Annotated in this window: 19 protein-coding genes; 10 read left to right on the top strand and 9 right to left on the bottom strand. The window is 70.1% G+C overall.

Going from position 1 to position 21900, the window contains the following annotated elements; genetic code table 11:
* Positions 1–203 precede the first annotated feature (203 nt).
* The 7 genes from AB0M18_RS22230 to trxA all read left to right on the top strand — a co-directional run bounded on the left by AB0M18_RS22230 (position 204) and on the right by trxA (position 9714).
* Positions 204–2540 carry a DUF6049 family protein gene (locus tag AB0M18_RS22230; RefSeq protein WP_365760559.1) on the top strand — a complete coding sequence of 779 codons (2337 nt, stop codon included), beginning with the start codon at positions 204–206 and terminating at the stop codon, positions 2538–2540.
* 45 nt (positions 2541–2585) lie between these two features.
* Positions 2586–4790 carry a murein biosynthesis integral membrane protein MurJ gene (murJ, locus tag AB0M18_RS22225; RefSeq protein ID WP_365760557.1) on the top strand — a complete coding sequence of 735 codons (2205 nt, stop codon included), beginning with the start codon at positions 2586–2588 and terminating at the stop codon, positions 4788–4790.
* Between the two features lie 128 nt (positions 4791–4918).
* Complete coding sequence (locus AB0M18_RS22220) at positions 4919–6631, top strand: serine/threonine protein kinase (protein ID WP_365760555.1); 1713 nt, start codon at positions 4919–4921, stop codon at positions 6629–6631.
* Between the two features lie 26 nt (positions 6632–6657).
* Positions 6658–7362 carry an RNA polymerase sigma factor SigM gene (sigM, locus tag AB0M18_RS22215; RefSeq protein ID WP_365760553.1) on the top strand — a complete coding sequence of 235 codons (705 nt, stop codon included), beginning with the start codon at positions 6658–6660 and terminating at the stop codon, positions 7360–7362.
* Positions 7359–8237, top strand: a complete 879-nt coding sequence (locus tag AB0M18_RS22210; protein ID WP_365760551.1) for a hypothetical protein — start codon at positions 7359–7361, stop codon at positions 8235–8237. The genes sigM and AB0M18_RS22210 overlap by 4 nt, the downstream gene beginning before the upstream one ends.
* Positions 8238–8365: 128 nt before the next feature.
* Positions 8366–9331 (top strand): thioredoxin-disulfide reductase, encoded by a 966-nt coding sequence (gene trxB / locus AB0M18_RS22205; RefSeq protein WP_365760549.1) that lies wholly within the window; start codon positions 8366–8368, stop codon positions 9329–9331.
* 47 nt (positions 9332–9378) lie between these two features.
* Positions 9379–9714, top strand: coding sequence for a thioredoxin (gene trxA / locus AB0M18_RS22200; RefSeq protein ID WP_365760612.1), 336 nt, complete (start codon positions 9379–9381; stop codon positions 9712–9714).
* A gap of 108 nt (positions 9715–9822) precedes the next feature.
* On the opposite strand, the gene AB0M18_RS22195 is transcribed toward trxA, so the two are convergent.
* The 9 genes from AB0M18_RS22195 to rpmH form a co-directional block, all read right to left on the bottom strand.
* A complete protein-coding gene (locus AB0M18_RS22195; RefSeq protein ID WP_265861403.1) occupies positions 9823–10440 on the bottom strand; it encodes a GNAT family N-acetyltransferase in 618 nt (205 codons plus the stop codon).
* Between the two features lie 157 nt (positions 10441–10597).
* Entirely contained in the window at positions 10598–11713 is a 1116-nt protein-coding gene (locus AB0M18_RS22190; protein ID WP_365760546.1) for a ParB/RepB/Spo0J family partition protein, read from the bottom strand.
* Positions 11710–12798 (bottom strand): ParA family protein, encoded by a 1089-nt coding sequence (locus AB0M18_RS22185; RefSeq protein ID WP_365760544.1) that lies wholly within the window; start codon positions 12796–12798, stop codon positions 11710–11712. Before AB0M18_RS22185 ends, AB0M18_RS22190 begins: the two co-directional genes overlap by 4 nt.
* Before the next feature lie 268 nt (positions 12799–13066).
* Positions 13067–13783 (bottom strand): 16S rRNA (guanine(527)-N(7))-methyltransferase RsmG, encoded by a 717-nt coding sequence (gene rsmG / locus AB0M18_RS22180; protein WP_365760542.1) that lies wholly within the window; start codon positions 13781–13783, stop codon positions 13067–13069.
* 117 nt (positions 13784–13900) lie between these two features.
* Positions 13901–14410, bottom strand: coding sequence for a R3H domain-containing nucleic acid-binding protein (locus AB0M18_RS22175; RefSeq protein WP_365760540.1), 510 nt, complete (start codon positions 14408–14410; stop codon positions 13901–13903).
* A 29-nt stretch (positions 14411–14439) separates the two neighbouring features.
* The gene (gene yidC, locus AB0M18_RS22170) at positions 14440–15777 is read right to left on the bottom strand and encodes a membrane protein insertase YidC (RefSeq protein ID WP_365760538.1); all 1338 of its coding nucleotides are present in this window, start codon (positions 15775–15777) and stop codon (positions 14440–14442) included.
* Between the two features lie 3 nt (positions 15778–15780).
* Positions 15781–16107: a membrane protein insertion efficiency factor YidD gene (gene yidD / locus AB0M18_RS22165; RefSeq protein ID WP_265861412.1), complete on the bottom strand. Its 327-nt coding sequence runs from the start codon at positions 16105–16107 to the stop codon at positions 15781–15783.
* A complete protein-coding gene (gene rnpA / locus AB0M18_RS22160) occupies positions 16104–16475 on the bottom strand; it encodes a ribonuclease P protein component (RefSeq protein WP_365760535.1) in 372 nt (123 codons plus the stop codon). The genes yidD and rnpA overlap by 4 nt, the downstream gene beginning before the upstream one ends.
* A gap of 21 nt (positions 16476–16496) precedes the next feature.
* A complete protein-coding gene (rpmH, locus tag AB0M18_RS22155; RefSeq protein WP_015659252.1) occupies positions 16497–16634 on the bottom strand; it encodes a 50S ribosomal protein L34 in 138 nt (45 codons plus the stop codon).
* Positions 16635–17016: 382 nt separating this feature from the next.
* Between rpmH and dnaA the strand changes: the two genes are divergently transcribed.
* From dnaA to gnd, 3 genes are all read left to right on the top strand, one after another.
* Positions 17017–18825 (top strand): chromosomal replication initiator protein DnaA, encoded by a 1809-nt coding sequence (dnaA, locus tag AB0M18_RS22150; protein ID WP_365760533.1) that lies wholly within the window; start codon positions 17017–17019, stop codon positions 18823–18825.
* 849 nt (positions 18826–19674) lie between these two features.
* Positions 19675–20805, top strand: a complete 1131-nt coding sequence (gene dnaN / locus AB0M18_RS22145; protein WP_015034855.1) for a DNA polymerase III subunit beta — start codon at positions 19675–19677, stop codon at positions 20803–20805.
* 212 nt (positions 20806–21017) lie between these two features.
* The gene (gene gnd / locus AB0M18_RS22140) at positions 21018–21896 is read left to right on the top strand and encodes a phosphogluconate dehydrogenase (NAD(+)-dependent, decarboxylating) (RefSeq protein ID WP_365760530.1); all 879 of its coding nucleotides are present in this window, start codon (positions 21018–21020) and stop codon (positions 21894–21896) included.
* Positions 21897–21900: the final 4 nt, after the last annotated feature.

Below are 21900 nucleotides of genomic sequence, written 5' to 3'. Positions count from 1 at the left end.
CGTGCACCGGCCTGCCGCGACGTCCCCGTTTTCTCCCGCCGTCCGCCCCGGTCCCGGCCCGGCCCCGGCCCGCTCCGGGACATCGGCCGGAGCAGTCCCCGGCACTTGGCCCCCGCGTGCATCGTTACCATGCCTGGACACAGCAACCGGGAACCACCAGCGACACCACTGACACCACAGACAACGACGAGGACGGGCGACGCGTGGCCGAGGCGGCAGCTATCCAGGGGACCCTTCCCTCACCTGCCCGCCGCTGGCTGCGGCGCACGGCCTCACTCGCCGTCGCCGCTCCGCTACTGGCCGGGTTCCTCCCGGGCACTCCCGCTCCCGAGGCGACGGCCGCCGAGAGCACGAAGGGCTCCGGGACCGTCGATGTGTCCCTCGACACGCTGAGCCCGAGCGCCCCGGTGGAGGGCGACACGGTCACGATCACGGGCACGGTCACCAACGAGGGCAAGCAGGCCGTGACGGACGCCACGGTCGACCTGCGCGTCGGTCCCCGGTTGAGCAGTCGCAGCGAGATCGACGAGGTCTCGGGCCGCCGGGCGTACCGGGAGGGCCGTGACCCGGCTCCGCTGGGCGGCCCCTACACGGTGCGGATCCCCAGGCTGGGTGCCGGGCTGAGCAAGGAGTTCACCCTCTCCGTGCCGGTCTCCAAGCTCGACCTGGACGAGGCCGGGGTCTATCAGCTCGGGGTCTCCCTGACCGGTCAGACGGCGAGCCAGTCCTACGGGCGGGTGCTCGGCATCGAGCGGACGCTGCTGCCCTTCCAGCCCGAGGCCACCGAGAAGAAGACCCAGCTCAGCTATCTCTGGCCGCTGATCTCCACCGCCCATGTCTCCGCGGAGACGGGCGCCGACCAGCAGCAGACCCCGGTCTTCGAGAACGACGACCTGGCGGCCGAGCTGTCGCCCGGCGGCCGGCTCCACGAGATGGTCTCGCTCGGCAAGGACCTCCCGGTCACCTGGGTGATCGACCCGGACCTGCTGGCCAGCGTCACGGCCATGACCGAGCCGTACATGATCAAGAACGGCACGACGGAGGTCCAGGGCAGGAACCAGGCGGTCGCCGAGCGCTGGCTGAACGACCTGGAGAAGGCCGTCAAGGGCCGCAAGGTCGTGGCGCTGCCCTTCGCCGACCCGGACCTGGCCTCCCTCGCCCACCACGGCAAGGACGTGCCGGGTTCGCTCAGCCACCTCCAGCAGGCGACGGCGCTGGCCTCCACCACGGTGGAGACCATCCTGCACGTGAAGCCGTCCACCGACTTCGCCTGGCCCGTCGACGGCGCCGTGGACCCGTCGATCATGGCGGTCGCCACCTCCGCCGGCGCACGGAACGTGATCGCCCGCAGCGACAGCTTCCGCGACGACCTCTCGTACACGCCGACCTCGGCCCGCCCCATCGGCGGCGGCACCACCGCGATCGTCAGCGACGCGGACCTGTCCACCGCCTTCCAGGGCGAGATGATCAGGGCGGAGAACTCGACGCTGGCCGTGCAGGAGTTCCTCGCCCAGTCGCTCGCGATCACCCTGGAGCTGCCCGAGGACCAGCGCAGCATCGTGGTAGCGCCGCAGCGCATGCCCAGCACCGCACAGGCACAGGCCATGGCAAAGGGGCTGCAGAGCCTCGCCGCCAAGCGCTGGACGGAGCCGGTCGACCTGCAGGCCGCCGCCACGCAGTCCGATCCCGACGCGTCGAAGCGGGTCCCCGGCGGCTCCGCCTACCCGAAGAAGCTGCGGGCCCAGGAGCTGAACTCCGCCGCCTTCCGCGAGATGAAGGCGACCCGCGACCAGCTGGACGACTTCCAGGTGATCCTGACCTTCCCCGACCGCGTGGTGCCGCCCTTCACCAACGCGATCAGCCGCGAGATGTCGACATCGTGGCGCGGAGAGGCGCCCTCGGCGGCCCTCTACCGCAAGGAGGTCCAGGACTACCTGCACAGCCTCACGCAGGAAGTGCAGCTGATCGAGAAGTCCGACCTCACGCTGTCCGGCCGCAGCGCCACCATCCCGGTGACCGTGCAGAACCGGCTGCTCCAGGGCGTGGACCACCTGGTCCTCAAGCTGAAGTCCAGCAACAAGACCCGTCTGAAGCTGGACGACGACTCCGGCGAGGCGGCTCGGCCGGTGAAGATCGACGGCGGGCACAGCCAGTCGGTGAAGTTCGACGCCTCGGCCAACGCCAACGGCCCGGTCACGATGACGGCCCAGCTCTACACCGAGGACGGCACGCCCTACGGCGAACCGATGACCTTCACCGTGAAGGTCTCCGAGATCACCCCCACGGTGATGCTCGTCATCGCCGGCGGTGTACTGCTGCTCGTCCTCGCCGGTGTCCGGATGTACAGCGCGCGCAAGCGCGCCGCCGCCCGGAACGCCGAGGCGGAGGCCACCGAGGAGGATGCGGAGGCCGAGGGCGAGGAGCCCGGGGCCGCCGCCCCGTCGGAGGACACGGATCCCGAGCAGCCGAGTGACCCGACACCGGACACCGGGTCCGAAAGCGGCGACCCGTCGGGCCCGGGTGAGAAAGTGGACCGTTGAGCGATGTCGTGGCCGGTCGGCCGGAGACGATGAGGTGGGGTAACCATGAACGCGCCGTACGACGGTGACCGCGGTCAGGGCGCGGGTGGCACCACGCCGTCCGGTGGCACGCCCGCGGCACCCGGCCCTGCGCCGGTGCCTCCGCCGCAGCAGGCCGCCCCTGCCCCGCAGGCACCGGAGCAGCAGCCCTACGCCCAGGACCCGTACGTCCAGGACGCCTACGCCCACGACCCCTACCAGGCGCGGGACCTGGCCGCCCAGGACCCGGTGACCGAGGCGCTCTACGACCGCGCGGCGCACCCGCCGCCCCCGCCCGGCACCTACGCGGAGCCGCAGCCGCTCTACCAGCAGCCCGCCGTGCCCCAGCACGCCCCGGACCCCCGGGTGTGGGCCCAGACGCCCGCGCCCGAACCGGACGGTCCCTCGCGCCATCTGCCGTACGGCGACGACGCCCGCACGGTGCAGTTCACCGGCGTCGACGACCTGGTCACCCACGCGGGGGAGGAGCAGCCGGAGCCCGACGCGTTCGCCCACCTGTACCGGGACCAGCAGGCCCCCGGGCAGGTGCCGCCGCCCGCCCCGGAGCCGAACCCCATGCCCGCGCCCGCCCCGAAGAAGGCCGGCCGTGCCTCCGGGCTGCTCAAGTCGAGCGCCGTGATGGCCGCCGGCACCCTCGTCTCCCGGCTCACCGGCTTCGTCCGCAGCCTGGTCATCACCGGCGCCCTCGGCGCCGCGCTCCTCGGTGACACCTTCACCGTCGCGTACACCCTGCCGACGATGATCTACATCCTCACCGTCGGCGGCGGCCTCAACTCGGTCTTCGTGCCGCAGCTGGTCCGCTCCATGAAGAACGACGAGGACGGCGGCGAGGCCTACGCCAACCGCCTCCTCACCCTCGTCATGGTCGCGCTCGGCGCGATCGTGGCCATCGCCGTGTTCGCCGCGCCGCTGCTCATCCGGCTGATGTCCAACACCATCGCGGACGACGCGGCGGCCAACAGCGTCGCCGTCACCTTCGCCCGCTACTGCCTGCCCACCATCTTCTTCATGGGTGTGCACGTGGTGATGGGTCAGATCCTCAACGCCCGCGGCAAGTTCGGCGCGATGATGTGGACCCCGGTCCTCAACAACATCGTGATGATCGTGACGTTCGGCCTGTTCATCTGGGTGTACGGCACCTCCGCCGAGTCCCACATGGGCGTCCAGACGATCCCCGACGAGGGCATCCGGCTGCTCGGCATCGGCACCATGCTCGGCCTGGCCGTCCAGGCCCTGGCGATGATGCCGTACCTGCGCGAGACCGGCTTCCGCTTCCGCCCCCGCTTCGACTGGAAGGGCCACGGCCTCGGCAAGACGGTCAAACTGGCCAAGTGGACCGTGCTGTTCGTCCTCGCCAACCAGGCCGGTGTCCTGGTCGTCACCCAGCTCGCCACCGCCGCCGGCGAGGAGTCCGGCAAGAACGGCGCCGGCTTCCTCGCCTACTCCAACGCCCAGCTGATCTGGGGCATGCCGCAGGCCATCATCACCGTCTCGGTCATGGCCGCGCTGCTGCCGCGGATCTCCCGCGCCGCCTCCGACAACGACCCGGGCGCCGTCCGTGACGACATCTCACAGGGCCTGCGCAACTCGGCCGTCGCGATCGTCCCGGTCTCCTTCGCGTTCCTCGCGCTCGGCGTCCCGATGTGCACCCTGCTCTACGCCTCCAGCGGCGTCGAGGCCGCCCAGGGCATGGGCTTCATCCTGATGGCCTTCGGCCTCGGCCTGATCCCCTACTCGGTGCAGTACGTCGTGCTCCGCGGCTTCTACGCCTACGAGGACACCCGGACGCCCTTCTACAACACCGTCATCGTGGCCGCCGTCAACGCGGCCGCCTCGGCCGTCTGTTACGTCCTGCTGCCCGCCCAGTGGGCGGTCGTCGGCATGGCCGCCTCCTACGGCCTGGCCTACGCGGTCGGCGTCGGCGTCGCCTGGCGCCGGCTGCGCAACCGGCTCGGCGGCGACCTGGACGGCGCGCACGTCCTGCGCACCTACGCCCGCCTCTGCCTGGCCTCGCTGCCCGCCGCGGTCGTCGCCGGCGCGGTCGGCTTCGGCCTGTTGAAGGTGCTCGGCGAGGGCGCGTTCGGCTCGCTCGTCGCGCTTCTCGTCGGTGGCGCGGTGCTGCTCGGAGTGTTCTTCGTGGCCGCCAAGCGCATGCGGATCGCGGAGCTCAACTCCATGGTCGGTATGGTCCGCGGACGTCTCGGACGCTGACCGGAGGCGGGCGCGCGGGGTTCGCGCAACCATCGACCGCCGACGCGTGTCGTGCATAGCGCCGGACTGTGGGCACAATTGGCATGGCTGTTGGATGTGGCGCAACGGATGGGGAGGCAGGAACGACGGTGGCGGAACGTAGCACGGCTGCCGTCGACGTGGCCGACAACAGCGGTGACGACCCGCTGACCGCCAAGGCGGACAAGGCCGCGACCGACGGGGTGGCGAAAGCGCAGAAGAAGGCGGATACGACCGCCGAGGCCACGGAGAGCAAGGCGGGCGAACGAAAGAACGGCGAACAGCCTTCCATCACGGCACCGGAGCTGCACAGCGGCCACAAACTGGCGAGGCGGTACCGGCTGGAGGAGTGCGTCACCCGTCTGGACGGATTCAGCAGCTGGCGGGCCGTCGACGAGAAACTGCGCCGCGCCGTCGGCGTGCACATCCTGCCCGCCGACCACTCCCGGGCCCGCTCCGTGCTCGCCGCCGCGCGCTCCGCCGCGCTCCTCGGCGACCCGCGCTTCGTGCAGGTCCTCGACGCCGTCGAGGAGAACGACCTCGTCTACGTCGTACACGAGTGGCTGCCCGACTCCACCGAGCTGACCGCGCTGCTCGCGGCCGGCCCCATGGAGCCGCACGACGCCTACCAGCTCGTCAGCCAGGTCTCCCAGGCGATGGCCGCCGCCCACCGCGAGGGCCTCTCCCATCTCCGGCTCACCCCGAGCGCCGTCCTGCGCAGCTCGACCGGCCAGTACCGCATCCGCGGCCTCGCCGTGAACGCCGCGCTGCGCGGCATCAGCGCCGAGCGCCCCCAGCGCACGGACACCGAGGCGATCGGCGCCCTGCTGTACGCCGCGCTCACCCAGCGCTGGCCGTACGAGAACGACGCCTACGGCCTCTCCGGGCTGCCCAAGGGCGTCGGGCTGCTCCCGCCGGACCAGGTCCGCGCGGGCGTCCACCGCGGCCTCTCCGAGATCGCCATGCGCGCCCTCGCGAACGACGGGGCCACCGCCTCGCGCCAGGAGCCGCCCTGCACCACCCCGGACGAGCTCGCCAAGGCCGTCGCGGCGATGCCCCGCATCCGCCCTCCGGAGCCCGAGTTCCCGCTTCCGGCCCCGCCGGAGTACCAGCGGACCACCTACCAGCAGGGCACCTACGGACGCCCCCAGCCGCGTCCCGTGGCCGCCCAGCCGGTCGTGATCCCGCCGCCCCCGCTGCAGAGCCGCACGGGCCGGGCCCTCAAGTGGGCCGTCTCGGCCCTCCTGATCGCCGCCCTGGGCCTCGGCAGCTGGCAGATCGCGGACCGGCTCCTGGACCAGGACAAGGGCACGGAGACTCCGCAGACCAACCAGCCGCAGTCAGGCCAGGACGAGAAGGAACCGGCCGCGGACGGGAAGCCGGTCACGATCGTCGACGCACGGGACTTCGACCCCGAGAGCGACGACGGCCGGGAGAACCCGGAGAAGATAAAGAACACCTACGACGGTGACCCGAGTACCGCGTGGACGACCATGCGGTACGAGCGGAACTCGAAGTTCGGCAACCTGAAGACCGGGGTCGGCATCATCCTCGACCTCGGCAAGGTCCAGCAGGTCGCCAAGGTCGAGGTGGCGTTCCACGGCGTCACGTCCGTCGAGCTCCGGACGACGCCCGAGGACTTCTCCTCGCAGCCCGACCGGATCGGAGACTTCGCCAAGCAGGCCTCCCAGTCGGGCACCCAGGTGAATCTCACTCCGGCCAAGCCGGTGAAGACGCGCTATGTGCTCGTCTGGCTGACCGACCTGCCGAGCGCCGACGGCGGTTTCCGGGGCGAGATCTCGGACATCAAGATCACCAGCTGACACACACCGGGGGGAGGGGCTCACCGTTGGACGACGCCACACGCGACGAGCGCAGCGACCAGGAACTGCTGGCCTGCCACGTGGCCGGCGATCCCGAGGCCTTCGGTGAGCTCGTACGGCGACACCGGGACCGTCTGTGGGCGGTGGCCCTGCGCACGCTCGGCGACCGCGAGGAGGCCGCTGACGCCGTCCAGGACGCCCTGGTGTCGGCGTTCCGGGCCGCCCATACCTTCCGGGGCCAGTCGGCCGTCACGACCTGGCTGCACCGGATCACCGTGAACGCCTGTCTCGACCGGGCCCGCAAGGCGGCCTCGCGGCGCACCTCGCCCGTGGACGACACGGACCGGTTCGAGCAGCTCCTCGAACCGGTCGAATCGGCCGAGGCGCCCGCCGAGCGCCAGGACCTCCACCGCCAGCTCCTGGCCGCGCTGGCCACCCTGCCCGCGGAGCAGCGCGCCGTGCTCGTCCTCGTCGACATGCAGGGATACCCGGTGGCCGAGGCCGCTCGTATCCTCGATGTCCCCACCGGGACCGTGAAGAGCCGCTGTGCACGCGGACGGGCCAGACTCCTGCCGATGCTCACTCATCTGCGCGAGGACACGGTGGGTAACGAGGGCTCGGACCGGGGAAGGAACCGGACGCCGGGGGCATCCGTCCCACCGGTGCCGGGACCGACGGATACCGGACCGAGCAATCCAGCGGCTGTGAAGGGCGGAGGTGGACGCGCGTGACTTCCGCGGCCGACACGACTCAGCACCCGGACGTCTCGGAGATCTCCGACCTGACCGAGGGGCTGCTCCCGCCCTCCCGCAGCGCCGCCGTACGACAGCACCTCGGCGCCTGTCCCCTCTGCGCGGACGTACGGGACTCCCTGGAGGAGATCCGTGGGCTTCTGGGCACCCTCCCCGGGCCGCCCCGGATGCCGGCCGAGATCGCCGGACGGATCGACGCCGCCCTCGCGGCCGAAGCCCTTCTGAACGCGACCGCGCCCGACGCCGACACGCATGTTTCACGTGAAACATCGCCCGTCCGCACCACGCCCTCCGGTCCCGCCGTCGGCCGGCCCGCCGGGCGCCCCTCCGCCGCCACCGGTCCCGGCCGTCCCCGTACGGGCCGGCGTCGCCGGGTCGCGGTCCTCGGAGCCGTCTTCGGCGTCGCGGCCCTGGGCCTGGGTGTGTTCTTCGTCCAGTCGAGCCCCGACAGCGCCTCGGACGGGGCCGTCAGCGCGGCGAGCGCCCAGCAGTTCGACGGTCAGCCGGTGGCGACGACCGTACGGACGCTCCTCACCCCGGACGGCACCTTCAAGGCCCCCCAGGACCAGAACGCCGCCCCCAAGTCAATGTCGGCCGAGAGCGGCGGCGACACGCAGAAGCGAGCGCTGCCCGAGACGCTGCCCGAGTGCGTCAAGGCCGGCACCGGCCGCACGGAGCCCGTCCTCGCCTTCCGCCAGGGCGCCTACCAGGGGACGCCCGCCTATCTCGTGGTCCTGCCGGACGCCGCCGACAGCACCCGGGTGCAGGCCTATGTCGTCGACGCCGCCTGCGCCTCCGGCAACGGGAACGCCCCAGGCGAAATCCTGCTCAAGGAATCCGTCCCGCGCTCCTGAAATCTGCGCCGTGCCAAGCGTCGGCCCCGGGAATGCTTGCCCCTTAGGATCGGTTGGGTGGGGTGAGAGTGACCGATCCGACCGCCCCCGTAGGCAGTAGGCAGTCTGCAGAGACGAGGAAGAAACCCGTGAGCGACGTCCGTAACGTGATCATCATCGGCTCCGGGCCCGCGGGTTACACCGCTGCGCTCTACACGGCTCGCGCCTCGCTGCAGCCGCTCGTGTTCGAGGGAGCCGTCACCGCCGGTGGCGCCCTGATGAACACGACCGAGGTCGAGAACTTCCCCGGCTACCGTGACGGCATCATGGGCCCGGACCTGATGGACAACATGCGGGCCCAGGCCGAGCGCTTCGGCGCCGAGCTCGTGCCGGACGACGTCGTCGCCGTGGACCTCACCGGCGAGATCAAGACCGTCACGGACACCGCCGGCAACGTGTACCGCGCCAAGGCCGTCATCGTCACCACCGGCTCCCAGCACCGCAAGCTCGGCCTGCCGAACGAGGACACCCTCTCCGGTCGCGGTGTCTCGTGGTGCGCCACCTGCGACGGCTTCTTCTTCCGGGAGCATGACATCGCCGTGGTCGGCGGCGGCGACACCGCGATGGAGGAGGCCACCTTCCTCTCGCGCTTCGCCAAGTCGGTCACCATCGTCCACCGCCGGGACAGCCTGCGCGCCTCCAAGGCGATGCAGGAGCGCGCCTTCGCCGACCCGAAGATCAAGTTCGCCTGGGACAGCGAGGTCGCCGAGATCCACGGTGACCAGAAGCTCAGCGGTCTGACCCTGCGCAACACCAAGACGGGCGAGACCAGCGAGCTCCCGGTGACGGGCCTCTTCATCGCCGTGGGCCACGACCCGCGCACCGAGCTCTTCAAGGGCCAGCTGGACCTGGACGCGGAGGGCTACCTGAAGGTCGAGGCGCCGTCCACGCGCACCAACCTCTCGGGTGTCTTCGGTGCCGGCGACGTCGTCGACCACACCTACCGTCAGGCCATCACCGCCGCCGGTACCGGTTGCTCTGCCGCTCTCGACGCCGAGCGCTTCCTCGCGGCTCTCTCCGACAGCGAGAAGCTGGCCGAGACCCCCGCGGTCTGACCCCTACGCTCCCCTCACCCCACACCCCGCTGATGAAGGAGGTCGCCGTGGCCGGCGCCCTGAAGAACGTGACCGACGCTACCTGGGACGAGGACGTCCTCAAGAGCGACAAGCCCGTCCTGGTGGACTTCTGGGCCGCCTGGTGCGGCCCGTGCCGCCAGATCGCCCCGTCGCTGGAGGCCATCGCCGCCGAGCACGGTGAGATCGAGGTCGTGAAGCTCAACATCGACGAGAACCCGGCCACCGCCGCCAAGTACGGCGTCATGTCCATCCCGACGCTGAACGTCTACCAGAACGGCGAGGTCGTGAAGACCATCGTCGGCGCCAAGCCGAAGGCCGCGATCCTGCGCGACCTCGAGGGCTTCGTCGAGCCGAAGGCCTGACGCCCGTCCCTCGGCACACGCTGTTTCACGTGAAACAGCAACGGCCCGCCCCCTTCCGAGGGGGCGGGCCGTTGTCGTCGGCAGCCGTCGTCGACAGCGGAAGCTCCGTCAGAGGGGCCGCAGGGCGGGCTCCTTCTGGACGGCGCCGAGAAGGCGGTCGAGTGCCATCTCCACGTCCTCCTTCCAGGAGAGCGTCGTCCTCAGCTCCAGGCGCAGCCGGGGAAAGCTCGGATGGGGCCGCACCGTCTTGAAACCCACGGAGAGCAGATGGTCGGCGGGAAGCACACAGGCCGGCTCCTTCCAGCGGGCGTCGCCGAAGGCCTCGATCGCCTTGAAGCCCCGTCGCAGCAGATCCTTCGCGACCGTCTGCACCATCACCCGCCCGAGGCCCTGCCCCTGATACCCCGGCATGATCCACGCGGTCATCAACTGCACGGCGTCCGCGGCGACCGGGCTCGTGGGGAAGGCGGTGGAGCGGGGTACATAGGCCGGGGGCGCGTAGAGCACATAGCCGACGGGGATGTCGTCGACATAGACCACCCGGCCGCAGGAGCCCCATTCGAGGAGCACGGCGGAGATCCAGGCTTCCTTCTCCAGCTCGGGGCGGCCGGCCTTCACGGCAGCCTCGCCACTCACCGGATCGAGCTCCCAGAAGACACAGGAACGACATCGCTTGGGGAGATCCGGAAGGTTGTCCAGCGTGAGCGGTACGAGCCGACGCCCCACGGCTGTTCCTCGCTTCCCTCGGCCATCGCTGTACGAATATGCCTCTCAGAATCGTAACGAGGGGCCGATCGGGGCGATACCGCGGACAGGCAAAGGGCGGAGCGCGTTCCGGTGAATGCCGGATCGCGCCCCGCCCCGGGGACGAAGATGAGGGAACTCAGCCCTCGGAGTCCTGCCCGTCCTCGTCGTCCTGAGCCGCGGCGCCGTGGTCCATGACCCGGCCCTCGCCGGGAGCCAGCGTCGACAGGATGCGCTCCAGATCCTCCATCGAGGCGAACTCGACGACGATCTTGCCCTTCTTCTGGCCCAGGTCGACCTTCACCCGGGTCTCGAAGCGGTCGGACAGCCGGGTCGCCAGATCGCGCAGTGCCGGGGAGACCCGGGCACCGGCCCGCGGGCCCTTGGGCTTGACCGGAGACTCGGGCTCCGATCCCATCAGGGTGACGATCTCCTCGACGGCCCGTACCGAGAGGCCCTCGGCGACGATCCGGTACGCCAGCTTGTCCTGCGCCTCCGCGTCGTCCACCGAGAGCAGGGCACGGGCGTGACCGGCCGACAGAACACCGGCGGCCACCCGGCGCTGCACCGGCGGGGACAGACGCAGCAGACGCAGCGTGTTCGAGACCTGGGGACGCGAGCGTCCGATGCGGTCGGCCAGCTGGTCGTGGGTGCAGTTGAAGTCCTTGAGGAGCTGGTCGTAGGCGGCAGCCTCCTCCAGCGGGTTCAGCTGGGCCCGGTGCAGGTTCTCCAGGAGGGCGTCCAGGAGCAGCTTCTCGTCCTCGGTGGCCCGCACGATCGCCGGGATCCGCTCCAGGCCGGCCTCGCGGCAGGCCCGCCAGCGGCGCTCGCCCATGATGAGCTCATAGCGCTCGGTACCCAGCTGCCGGACGACGACGGGCTGGAGCAGACCGACCTCCTTGATGGAGGTGATCAGTTCGGCCAGGGCGTCCTCGTCGAAGACCTCACGCGGCTGGCGCGGGTTCGGCGTGATCGAGTCGAGCGGCAGCTCGGCGAAGTGCGCCCCGGCGGGGGACTCCGGCAGCGGCTCCGGCTCGGCGGCCGGCACCACGGAGTCCGGGGACTGCGGGCTCGCCGGCAGGGTCGCCAGCTTGGCGGCGGCCACTCCACGATCGGAGCCGAGCGCCGGAATGGCACCGGGGGAGGCCGCGGCGGGGACGGCGCCCACGCCGACGGCCGAGGCCGACCGCTCCTGGGGAGCAGCGGGGATCAGCGCGCCGAGACCCCGTCCCAGCCCCCTACGTCGCTCGCTCACTGGATCCCCTCCGACATTCGCTGGTTGTTCTGGTGACCCGGGTGGGGCTGTCCCCCATGGGTCTGGGTGGCGTCGTAGTGCAGATCGACCCCGCGCAGGGCGATCTCACGCGCCGCTTCGAGATACGACAGGGCACCACTGGAGCCCGGGTCATAGGTGAGCACGGTCTGGCCGTAGCTCGGCGCCTCCGAGATGCGCACGGAGCGCGGAATGCTGGTCCGCAGGACCTCTTCGCCGAAGTGGGTGCGCACCTCCTCGGCGACCTGCGAGGCGAGCCGAGTCCGGCCGTCGTACATGGTGAGGAGGATCGTCGAGACGTGCAGGGTCGGGTTGAGGTGGCCCCGCACCAGCTCGACGTTCCGCAGCAGCTGGCCCAGGCCCTCCAGCGCGTAGTACTCGCACTGGATCGGGATCAGCACCTCGGCTCCCGCCACCAGGGCGTTGACCGTGAGCAGACCGAGGGAGGGCGGGCAGTCGATCAGGATGTAGTCGAGCGGCTGCTCGTAGGCCTGGATCGCGCGCTGCAGCCGGCTCTCGCGCGCCACCAGCGACACCAGCTCGATCTCGGCACCGGCCAGATCGATCGTGGCGGGGGCGCAGAAGAGACCCTCGACATCACGGACGGGCTGGACGACCTCGGCGAGCGGCTTGCTGTCCACCAGCACGTCGTAGATCGAGGGGACCTCGGCGTGATGGTCGATGCCCAGTGCCGTGGAGGCATTGCCCTGCGGGTCGAGGTCGACGACCAGGACCCGGGCCCCGTGCAGGGCGAGAGAGGCGGCCAGATTGACGGTCGTGGTCGTCTTGCCCACGCCGCCCTTCTGGTTGGCGACCACCATCACGCGGGTCTGGGCAGGCCGGGGAAGCCCCTCGCCCGCACGGCCCAGGGCCTCTACGGCCAGCTGGGCTGCACGACCGATGGGGGTGTCGTCCATCGGGGGCGGTGTTTCACGTGAAACATCCATCCCCACCGATTCGGTTCGGGGACCGGGGACCGGATCGGTCATCGGTCCCGCGATGTTGGCGTCGGACCGCAAGGATTCACTCTCCTCGGCTTCAGGCTCGCGATGAGCAGAGCCTGCCATGCTTTCGGGGTCGTGAACCAGCGAGCCCGGTGGTTCTGTGGATGAATCCACACCTGTGGACAACCCGGTAACCCTCACGGGGGGTTTCGCCGGAGGCTTGCGGTCCCGGGGCGTGGCAGCCGCGCGGCCGCGGCTGATGATCCCCTGCAGCAGTGAGCGACGTTTCACGTGAAACACGATGCACGCGCCGCAGGGCCGGGACCGCCCGACACTCCGAAATCTGTACGTATCGCAGCTTGTACGGATCAGTGGGCGGTGACGAACCCGCTCAGCGGCGCCTGCGCGGGCGGCTGGAGCGGGCGGCCTTGGCGCGCTTCGCGGCGAAGCGCACACCGCCGGGGCTCTCACCCACCTCGACCCGGACGACCGTGGTCATCGGGTCGACGACGCCCTCGCCCACGTGCAGTACGGAGGCCTCCACCACACCCAGCTTCGCGAGCGCGGAGCGGGCACCGATGATCTCCTCCTCAGCCGTGTCGCCCTTCAGCGCGAGCATCTCGCCGTAGGGACGCAGCAGCGGCACGCCCCAGCCGGCCAGCCGGTCGAGCGGTGCCACGGCACGAGCGGTCACCACATGCACGGGCGGCAGCTGGCCGAGCATCTCCTCGGCACGGCCGCGGACCACGGTCACATGGTCGAGGCCGAGCAGCTCGACGGCCTCCTGGAGGAAGTTGGTGCGCCGGAGCAGCGGCTCCAGGAGCGTGATCTTCAGATCGCGGCGCACCAGGGCCAGCGGGATGCCGGGCAGGCCGGCGCCCGAGCCGACATCGCACACCGTGACGCCCTCGGGGACGACCTCGGAGAGCACGGCACAGTTCAGCAGATGGCGCTCCCACAGCCGGGGCACCTCACGGGGGCCGATCAGGCCCCGCTTGACCCCGGCGTCCGCCAGGAGCTCCGCATACCGGACCGCCTCCGGGAAGTACTCGCCGAAGACCGTCCGCGCCTGCTCCGGCGCCTGGGGAAGCTCCGCTGCCTCCGTCACGGGGAACCGTCCTTCCGTACCGCGCGCATACCGCGCGAGCGCACTGTGTGGCTGACTATCAGGCTGACAAAGTTCGGCCCCGCCTGCGAACAGACGGGGCCGATCCTACGAGGGGGTTCAGGCAGGGAGCACGACGACGAAGCGCTGCGGCTCCTCGCCCTCGGACTCGCTGCGGAGACCGGCGGCGGCGACCGCGTCGTGCACGACCTTGCGCTCGAACGGAGTCATCGGGTCCAGCTTCACCGGCTCACCGGAGGCCTTGACCTCCTGCGCCGTCTTGGCGCCCAGCTCGGCGAGCTCGGCCCGCTTCTTGGCGCGGAAGCCCGCGATGTCGAGCATCAGGCGGCTGCGGTCACCGGTCTCCCGGTGCACGGCGAGCCGGGTGAGCTCCTGAAGAGCCTCCAGCACCTCTCCGTCACGGCCGACCAGCTTCTGCAGGTCACGGCCGCCGGAATCGCTGATGATCGAGACCGAGGCCCGGTCCGCCTCGACGTCCATGTCGATGTCGCCGTCGAGATCGGCGATGTCGAGCAGGCCCTCGAGGTAGTCGGCCGCGATCTCACCCTCCTGCTCCAGGCGGGTCAGGGTGTCGCCACCCTCGGCGGCGGAGGTGGTGCCTTCCGTCACGGATGGACTCCTTCTTGCTTCGTGGAGGCTTACTTCTTGGAGGAGGGGTGCTTGGGCCGCTGCTGGCCCTTGCGCTGACCGGACTTGCCCTGGCCCTGGCGGGAGCCGCCGGAGTTGGCGCGGCTCGGCCGGGCCGGCTTGTCGCCGGTGGCCTGGTCACCGGCGGAACCCGCCTTGGTGCCCTCGGCCGGGGCCTGCGGCTTCTTCTCCAGCGAGGGAGTCGTGTCGCCGGGCACCGCGTCCTGGGGCTCGTCCGCCGTGTCGGCGTCCTTCGCCTGGGACTGGTGGCCACCGCCGGACTGGCGCTGCGCCTTGGTCTGCCGCTTCGGCTGCTGGCGCCGGGTGGCGGCACCGCCCTCCGCCTCGGCGACCGTGGTGTCGCTCTTGAGCACGGTGCCGTCGACCTGGGCGGCGAAGCCGGCCTTGGCCAGGCCCGCGAAGAAGCGGCGCTCGTTGTCGTTGCGGTCGCTGCCCTTGGCGACGATGGCCTTCACGATGTTCTTGCGGCGCCGGCCGCGGACCTCACCGTGGTGGGAGACGCTCTTGAGCAGACGCTGCAGATAGGCGTCCTGGGCCTTGCTGCCCGGAGTCGGGTTCTGGTTGATCACGTACATCTGCTGGCCCATGGTCCACACGTTGGTGGTCAGCCAGTAGACGAGGACACCGACGGGGAAGTTGATGCCCATGACCGCGAAGATCACCGGGAAGATGTACATGAGCATCTTCTGCTGCTGCATGTACGGGGTCTTCACGGAGAGGTCGACGTTCTTCATCATCAGCTGGCGCTGGGTGAAGAACTGCGAGGCCGACATCAGGACGATCATGACCGCGGTGACGATGCGCACGTCGGCGATCGAGGCACCGAGGGCCTCGACCTTCTCGGCGCTGTCCGTGAACTTGGCGGCCAGCGGCGCGCCGAAGATGTGGGCCTGACGCGCGCTGTCGAGCAGCGACTGGTTGATGACACCGATCGTCTTGCCCTCGGCGATGTGCGACAGCACCGAGTACAGGGCGAAGAAGAACGGCGACTGCGCCAGGATGGGAAGGCACGAGGAGAGCGGGTTGGTGCCCGTCTCCTTGTACAGCTTCATCATCTCTTCGGACTGACGCTGCTTGTCGCTCTTGTAGCGCTCCTGGATCGCCTTCATCTTCGGCTGGAGCGCCTGCATGTTCCGCGTCGACTTGATCTGCTTCACGAAGAGCGGGATCAGACAGATACGGATCAGCACCACGAGGGACACGATCGACAGGCCCCAGGCCCAGCCCGTGTCAGGGCCGAAGATCGCCCCGTACAGCTTGTGGAACTGGACGATCACCCATGAGACAGGTGTGGTGATGAAGCTGAAAAAATTGGCAATCGTGTCCACTAATCAGGCTCCTTGAGCATTGGGCGAGGTCTCTGCGGCCGGGCTCGTCTCGGCGGAGGACCCGCCCTTGTCTCCACGCAGGGCGGTACGCAGCATCTCGTGCCAACGCGGCCGCTTACGCGGGGGAACATGGTCCACGCCGCCGGGCGACCACGGGTTGCACCGCAGGATGCGCCAGGCGGTCAGGGCAGTGCCCTTGATCGCGCCATGCCGGTCGATGGCCGTGAATCCGTAGTGGGAACACGACGGGTAGTACCGGCAGACGGGGCCCAGAAGCGGGCTGATCGTCCACTGGTACAGCTTGATGAGAGCCAGCAGCGGGTACTTCATCGCGTGCCCCCTCCCAGCAACCGCTGAAGAGCGGCGTCCAGGTCTCGGGCCAGCTGATCGTGGTCGGCGTCACCGGCTCCGGGCAACGCCCGTACGACCACCAGGCTACCGGGGGGAAGCAAAGTGAGTCGCTCGCGCACGAGGTGGCGGAGGCGACGCTTCACCTTGTTGCGGACGACCGCGCCGCCTACGGCCTTGCTCACGACGAAACCCGCACGCGTCGGGGGAGCGCTCTCCCCAGGCGCGTGCGGGTCCGTTGCACCGCTGCGTAGGTGGACGACGAGGAGCGGGCGTCCAGCCCGGCGTCCTCTGCGTACCGCGGTCGCGAAGTCCTCGCGCCGCCTCAGCCGATTCTCGGTAGGCAGCACGTCATGACCTGCTGAGACAGATCAGGCGGACAGGCTCGCGCGACCCTTGGCACGGCGGTTCGCCAGGATGGCGCGGCCGGCACGGGTGCGCATGCGCAGGCGGAAGCCGTGGGTCTTGGCGCGACGACGGTTGTTCGGCTGGAAGGTGCGCTTGCTCACTCGGGGGCTCCAGAAATGATTCGGTGGTGGCGGGACATCGCCTGGCTGTCACCGTGCGCCCACGAGTAGCTCTCGCATTCGCCCGAGTGCACCGCTTCGCGATCACCTATGGTGATCTTCGCCCATCGGAGGCAGGCGGCAGCAGCCATCGACAACTCGACCTGGTTACGGTACGCGCGGCTACGCCATCCGGTCAAACCGACTGGTCGACGGGGCCCTCTGTGCACAGGCTGTGGACAACAACTTGAACCACGTCAGCCGCCGCGACTACCGTGGCTGGACTCCACAATCTTTTCCGTTCTGTCCTTACCTGTCCTTCCGGACTTCGACCCACCGTCCCGCAGAACCACACCTTCGTGGGACCAATGAGGAAGCGTGCCCCGTGGCTGACGTACCTGCCGATCTTGCCGCAGTGTGGCCGCGCGTCCTTGAACAGCTCCTCGGCGAAGGCCAGCAGGGCATCGAGTCCAAGGACAAGCAGTGGATCGAGCGCTGCCAGCCGCTCGCACTGGTGGCCGACACCGCCCTGCTCGCCGTGCCCAACGAGTACGGCAAGCAGGTCCTCGAAGGCCGGCTCGCCCCGCTGATCAGCGAGGCCCTCAGCCGCGCCTGCGGCCGCCCGATCCGGATCGCGATCACCGTCGACGACTCCGCCGGCGAGCCGCCCGCGCCCGCGCCGCCCGCCCGGCCGGCCCCCCAGCCGTACGGCGGCGGATACGACTCCTACGAGAAGTACGACGACTACGGGCGCCCGATGCCCGACGACGGGCTGCCGACCGCCCGCCCCGCGTACCCGGACTACCAGCAGCAGCGCCCCGACCCGGGTGTCTGGCCGCGCGCCCAGGAGGACATCTCCTGGCAGCAGCAGCGGCTCGGCGGCTTCCCGGAGCGCGACCCCTACGCCTCGCCCCGCCCGCAGCAGCCCCAGCAGCCGCGGTACGACGAGCGCCCCCCGTACGAGCAGACCCCGCAGCGCCCCGAGCGCGCCGAACTGCCGGACGCCGACGGTCCGTCCGGCCCCGGCGGCCCCGGCGGACGCGGCGGTCCGGGGGCGCACGGTCCGCGGCCGGGCGCCGGCTCGACGGGCATGGGCGGCGGCTCCGGTCTGGGCGGCTCCTCCTCCGGCCAGGGCGCCGGAGCGGGCGCGCCGGGCGAGCAGCACGCGCGCCTCAACCCCAAGTACCTGTTCGACACCTTCGTCATCGGTTCCTCGAACCGCTTCGCGCACGCGGCCGCGGTCGCCGTGGCCGAGGCGCCGGCGAAGGCGTACAACCCCCTCTTCATCTACGGCGAGTCGGGCCTCGGCAAGACTCACCTGCTGCACGCGATCGGGCACTACGCGCGGAGCCTCTACCCGGGCACCCGGGTGCGGTACGTGAGCTCCGAGGAGTTCACCAACGAGTTCATCAACTCGATCCGCGACGGCAAGGGCGACGCGTTCCGCAAGCGCTACCGCGACGTGGACATCCTCCTTGTCGACGACATCCAGTTCCTCGCGAGCAAGGAGTCGACGCAGGAGGAGTTCTTCCACACCTTCAACACGCTCCACAACGCCAACAAGCAGATCGTGCTGTCCTCGGACCGGCCGCCGAAGCAGCTGGTGACGCTGGAGGACCGGCTCCGCAACCGCTTCGAGTGGGGTCTGACCACCGACGTGCAGCCGCCGGAGCTGGAGACGCGCATCGCGATCCTGCGCAAGAAGGCGGTCCAGGAGCAGCTGAACGCCCCGCCGGAGGTCCTGGAGTTCATCGCCTCGCGGATCTCACGGAACATCCGCGAGCTGGAGGGCGCGCTGATCCGCGTCACCGCGTTCGCGAGCCTCAACCGGCAGCCGGTGGACCTCGGGCTGACCGAGATCGTCCTCAAGGACCTGATCCCGGGCGGCGAGGACACGGCGCCGGAGATCACGGCCGGCGCGATCATGGCGGCCACGGCGGACTACTTCGGGCTGACCGTCGAGGACCTGTGCGGCTCCTCGCGCAGCCGGGTGCTCGTCACCGCGCGCCAGATCGCCATGTACCTGTGCCGCGAGCTCACGGACCTGTCGCTGCCGAAGATCGGCGCGCAGTTCGGCGGCCGCGACCACACCACCGTCATGCACGCGGACCGCAAGATCCGCGCGCTGATGGCGGAGCGGCGCTCGATCTACAACCAGGTCACCGAGCTGACCAACCGCATCAAGAACGGCTGACGCGCCAGACTGACGCAGGCTGACGCCGGCCGACGCTGTCGGCGACGACGCCGCTTCACCGAAGGGCGCCCCGGGTAGACATCCCCGGGGCGCCCTTCGGCGTTCCCGGAGCCGCCTCGGCGCGGCAGCGCTGTTCGATTAGTGAGGTGCGGTGGCGGGTTCTCCACAGATTGGGGGATGATCTCCCGTCCACAGGGTGGGGACTGCCGAGTTATCCGGATTGCATCCACAGGCCCCCTCGGTGACAGACCATCACTCCAGGTCAGACGCCTGTGGAATTGTTGGCAACCGATCTCCACAGCCTGTGGATGAAACTTTCGTCCACAGGGGCCCCGCTCGGTTGTCCACCGGCAACCCACAGGCAGGGCTCGGTTGCCCACAGCTTCTCCACACGCCTGTCCACTGTTCGGCAACGAAACGCCCGGGCTCACCGGGGCGAGTGAAAGCCGTCACACCAAGGGAGACGTTTGGGCTGTGGGGAACCTGGGGAAAGCTGGGGACAGCACTGGGGAGAACTCCCCGTCGCCTGTGAATCGGGTGTGCAGAACTTTCGTGTGTCCACAGCAGACGCTGGTTTTCCACGGGCTGCACCCACAGGGTCGGTGGACAAAAAACTGGGCCTGACCTGCGCAGACGGCGTTATCCACGGTTTCCACAGGCCCTACTACTACGACCACTCATAGTTAGCTCGGAATCCGCTTTGAAGCGGGGCCTGTGCACAACTCGAGCCCGGAGCCTCGGCGAGCTGTTGTCGCGACTTGACCCCGAGCCGCACCGAGTGTCGGTGGCGTACGTCAGACTGGTTCCCGCAGTCGACGAAGAGCCAGCAACAAGCAGGAGGCGGTTCCGGTGAAGATCCGGGTGGAGCGCGATGTACTCGCGGAGGCGGTGGCGTGGGTGGCCCGCAGCCTTCCGGCCCGTCCGCCGGCGCCCGTACTCGCGGGCCTTCTGCTGAAGGCCGAGGACGGCGCGCTGAGCTTCTCCAGCTTCGACTACGAGGTCTCGGCGCGGGTCTCCGTCGAGGCCGAGGTCGAGGAGGACGGCACCGTCCTGGTCTCCGGCCGCCTGCTCGCCGACATCTGCCGCGCCCTCCCCAACCGTCCCGTGGAGATCTCCACAGACGGTGTACGGGCGACCGTGGTCTGCGGCTCCTCCCGCTTCACCCTCCACACCCTGCCTGTGGAGGAGTACCCGGCACTGCCCGAGATGCCCACCGCGACCGGCACCGTCCCCGGTGAGGTCTTCGCCTCCGCCGCCGCGCAGGTGGCCATCGCCGCCGGCCGTGACGACACGCTGCCAGTCCTCACCGGTGTGCGCATCGAGATCGAGGGCGACACGGTCACCCTGGCCTCCACCGACCGCTACCGCTTCGCGGTCCGCGAGTTCCTGTGGAAGCCGGAGTCCCCGGACGCCTCCGCCGTCGCCCTGGTGCCGGCGAAGACCCTCCTGGACACCGCCAAGGCGCTCACCAGCGGCGACACGGTCACCCTGGCGCTCTCCGGCTCGGGCAAGGGCGAGGGCCTGATCGGCTTCGAGGGCGCCGGCCGCCGCACCACCACCCGACTGCTCGAGGGCGACCTGCCGAAGTACCGGACGCTCTTCCCCACCGAGTTCAACTCGGTCGCGGTGATCGAGACGGCGCCCTTCGTCGAGGCCGTCAAGCGCGTCGCCCTGGTGGCCGAGCGCAACACCCCGGTCCGGCTGAGCTTCGAGCAGGGCGTGCTCATCCTGGAGGCCGGCTCCAGCGACGACGCACAGGCTGTGGAGCGGGTGGACGCGCAGCTGGAGGGCGACGACATCTCGATCGCCTTCAACCCGACCTTCCTGCTCGACGGACTGAGCGCGATCGACTCCCCGGTCGCCCAGCTCTCCTTCACGACCTCGACCAAGCCCGCGCTGCTGAGCGGCAAGCCGGCGCTCGACGCGGAGGCGGACGAGGCCTACAAGTACCTGATCATGCCGGTGCGGCTGAGCGGCTGAGCCCTCTGCCGGGGGTCCGGGGGTTGGCCCCCGGGGGACGCGGTATGCCGGTGCGGCTGAGCGGCTGAGCCCTCTGAGACCCGTCTCTGCCGGGCGTTCGAGGGTGTTCCACAGGTGGCCGAGTGAGCGGCTGACCCCACAGGTGTGCACGCGGGTCCGGGCGTAGGCTCGGACCCGGGTACGAACCGCACACGACGCTTAAGGAATCTCTGATGGAGCTCGGTCTCGTCGGTCTCGGCAAGATGGGCGGCAACATGCGCGAGCGCATTCGCCGCGCAGGCCACACTGTCGTCGGATACGACCGCAACCCGGACCTCGCCGATGTCCACAGCCTCGAAGAGCTTGTGGGCAAGCTCAAGGGTCCGCGCGTCGTGTGGGTCATGGTCCCCGCCGGTGCCGCGACCCAGTCCACGATCGACGAGCTGGCGCAGCTGCTCTCCCCCGGCGACGTCGTCGTGGACGGCGGAAACTCCCGTTGGACGGACGACGAGAGGCACGCCGAGGAGCTGGCGGCCAAGGGCATCGGCTTCGTCGACTGCGGCGTCTCCGGTGGCGTCTGGGGCCTGGAGAACGGCTACGCGCTGATGTACGGCGGCGACGCCGAGCACGTGGCGAAGGTCCAGCCGATCTTCGACGCACTCAAGCCCGAGGGCGAGTTCGGCAACGTGCACGCGGGCAAGGTCGGCGCCGGCCACTTCGCGAAGATGGTCCACAACGGTATCGAGTACGCGATGATGCAGGCCTACGCCGAGGGCTGGGAGCTCCTGGAGAAGGTCGACTCCGTGACCGACGTCCGCGAGGTCTTCCGCTCCTGGCAGGAAGGCACCGTCATCCGCTCCTGGCTGCTCGACCTCGCGGTCAACGCCCTCGACGAGGACGAGCACCTGGACAAGCTGCGCGGCTACGCGTCGGACTCCGGCGAGGGCCGGTGGACCGTCGAGGCCGCCATCGACAACGCCGTACCGCTCCCGGCGATCACCGCGTCGCTGTTCGCGCGGTTCGCGTCGCGTCAGGACGACTCGCCGCAGATGAAGATGATCGCCGCGCTGCGCAACCAGTTCGGCGGCCACGCGGTCGAGACGAAGAAGTAATCCA

The sequence above is a fragment of the Streptomyces sp. NPDC051909 genome, from assembly GCF_040681095.1.
In the GTDB taxonomy this organism is placed as follows: Bacteria; Actinomycetota; Actinomycetes; order Streptomycetales; family Streptomycetaceae; genus Streptomyces.
This window is presented reverse-complemented; position numbering and strand designations above follow the sequence as displayed.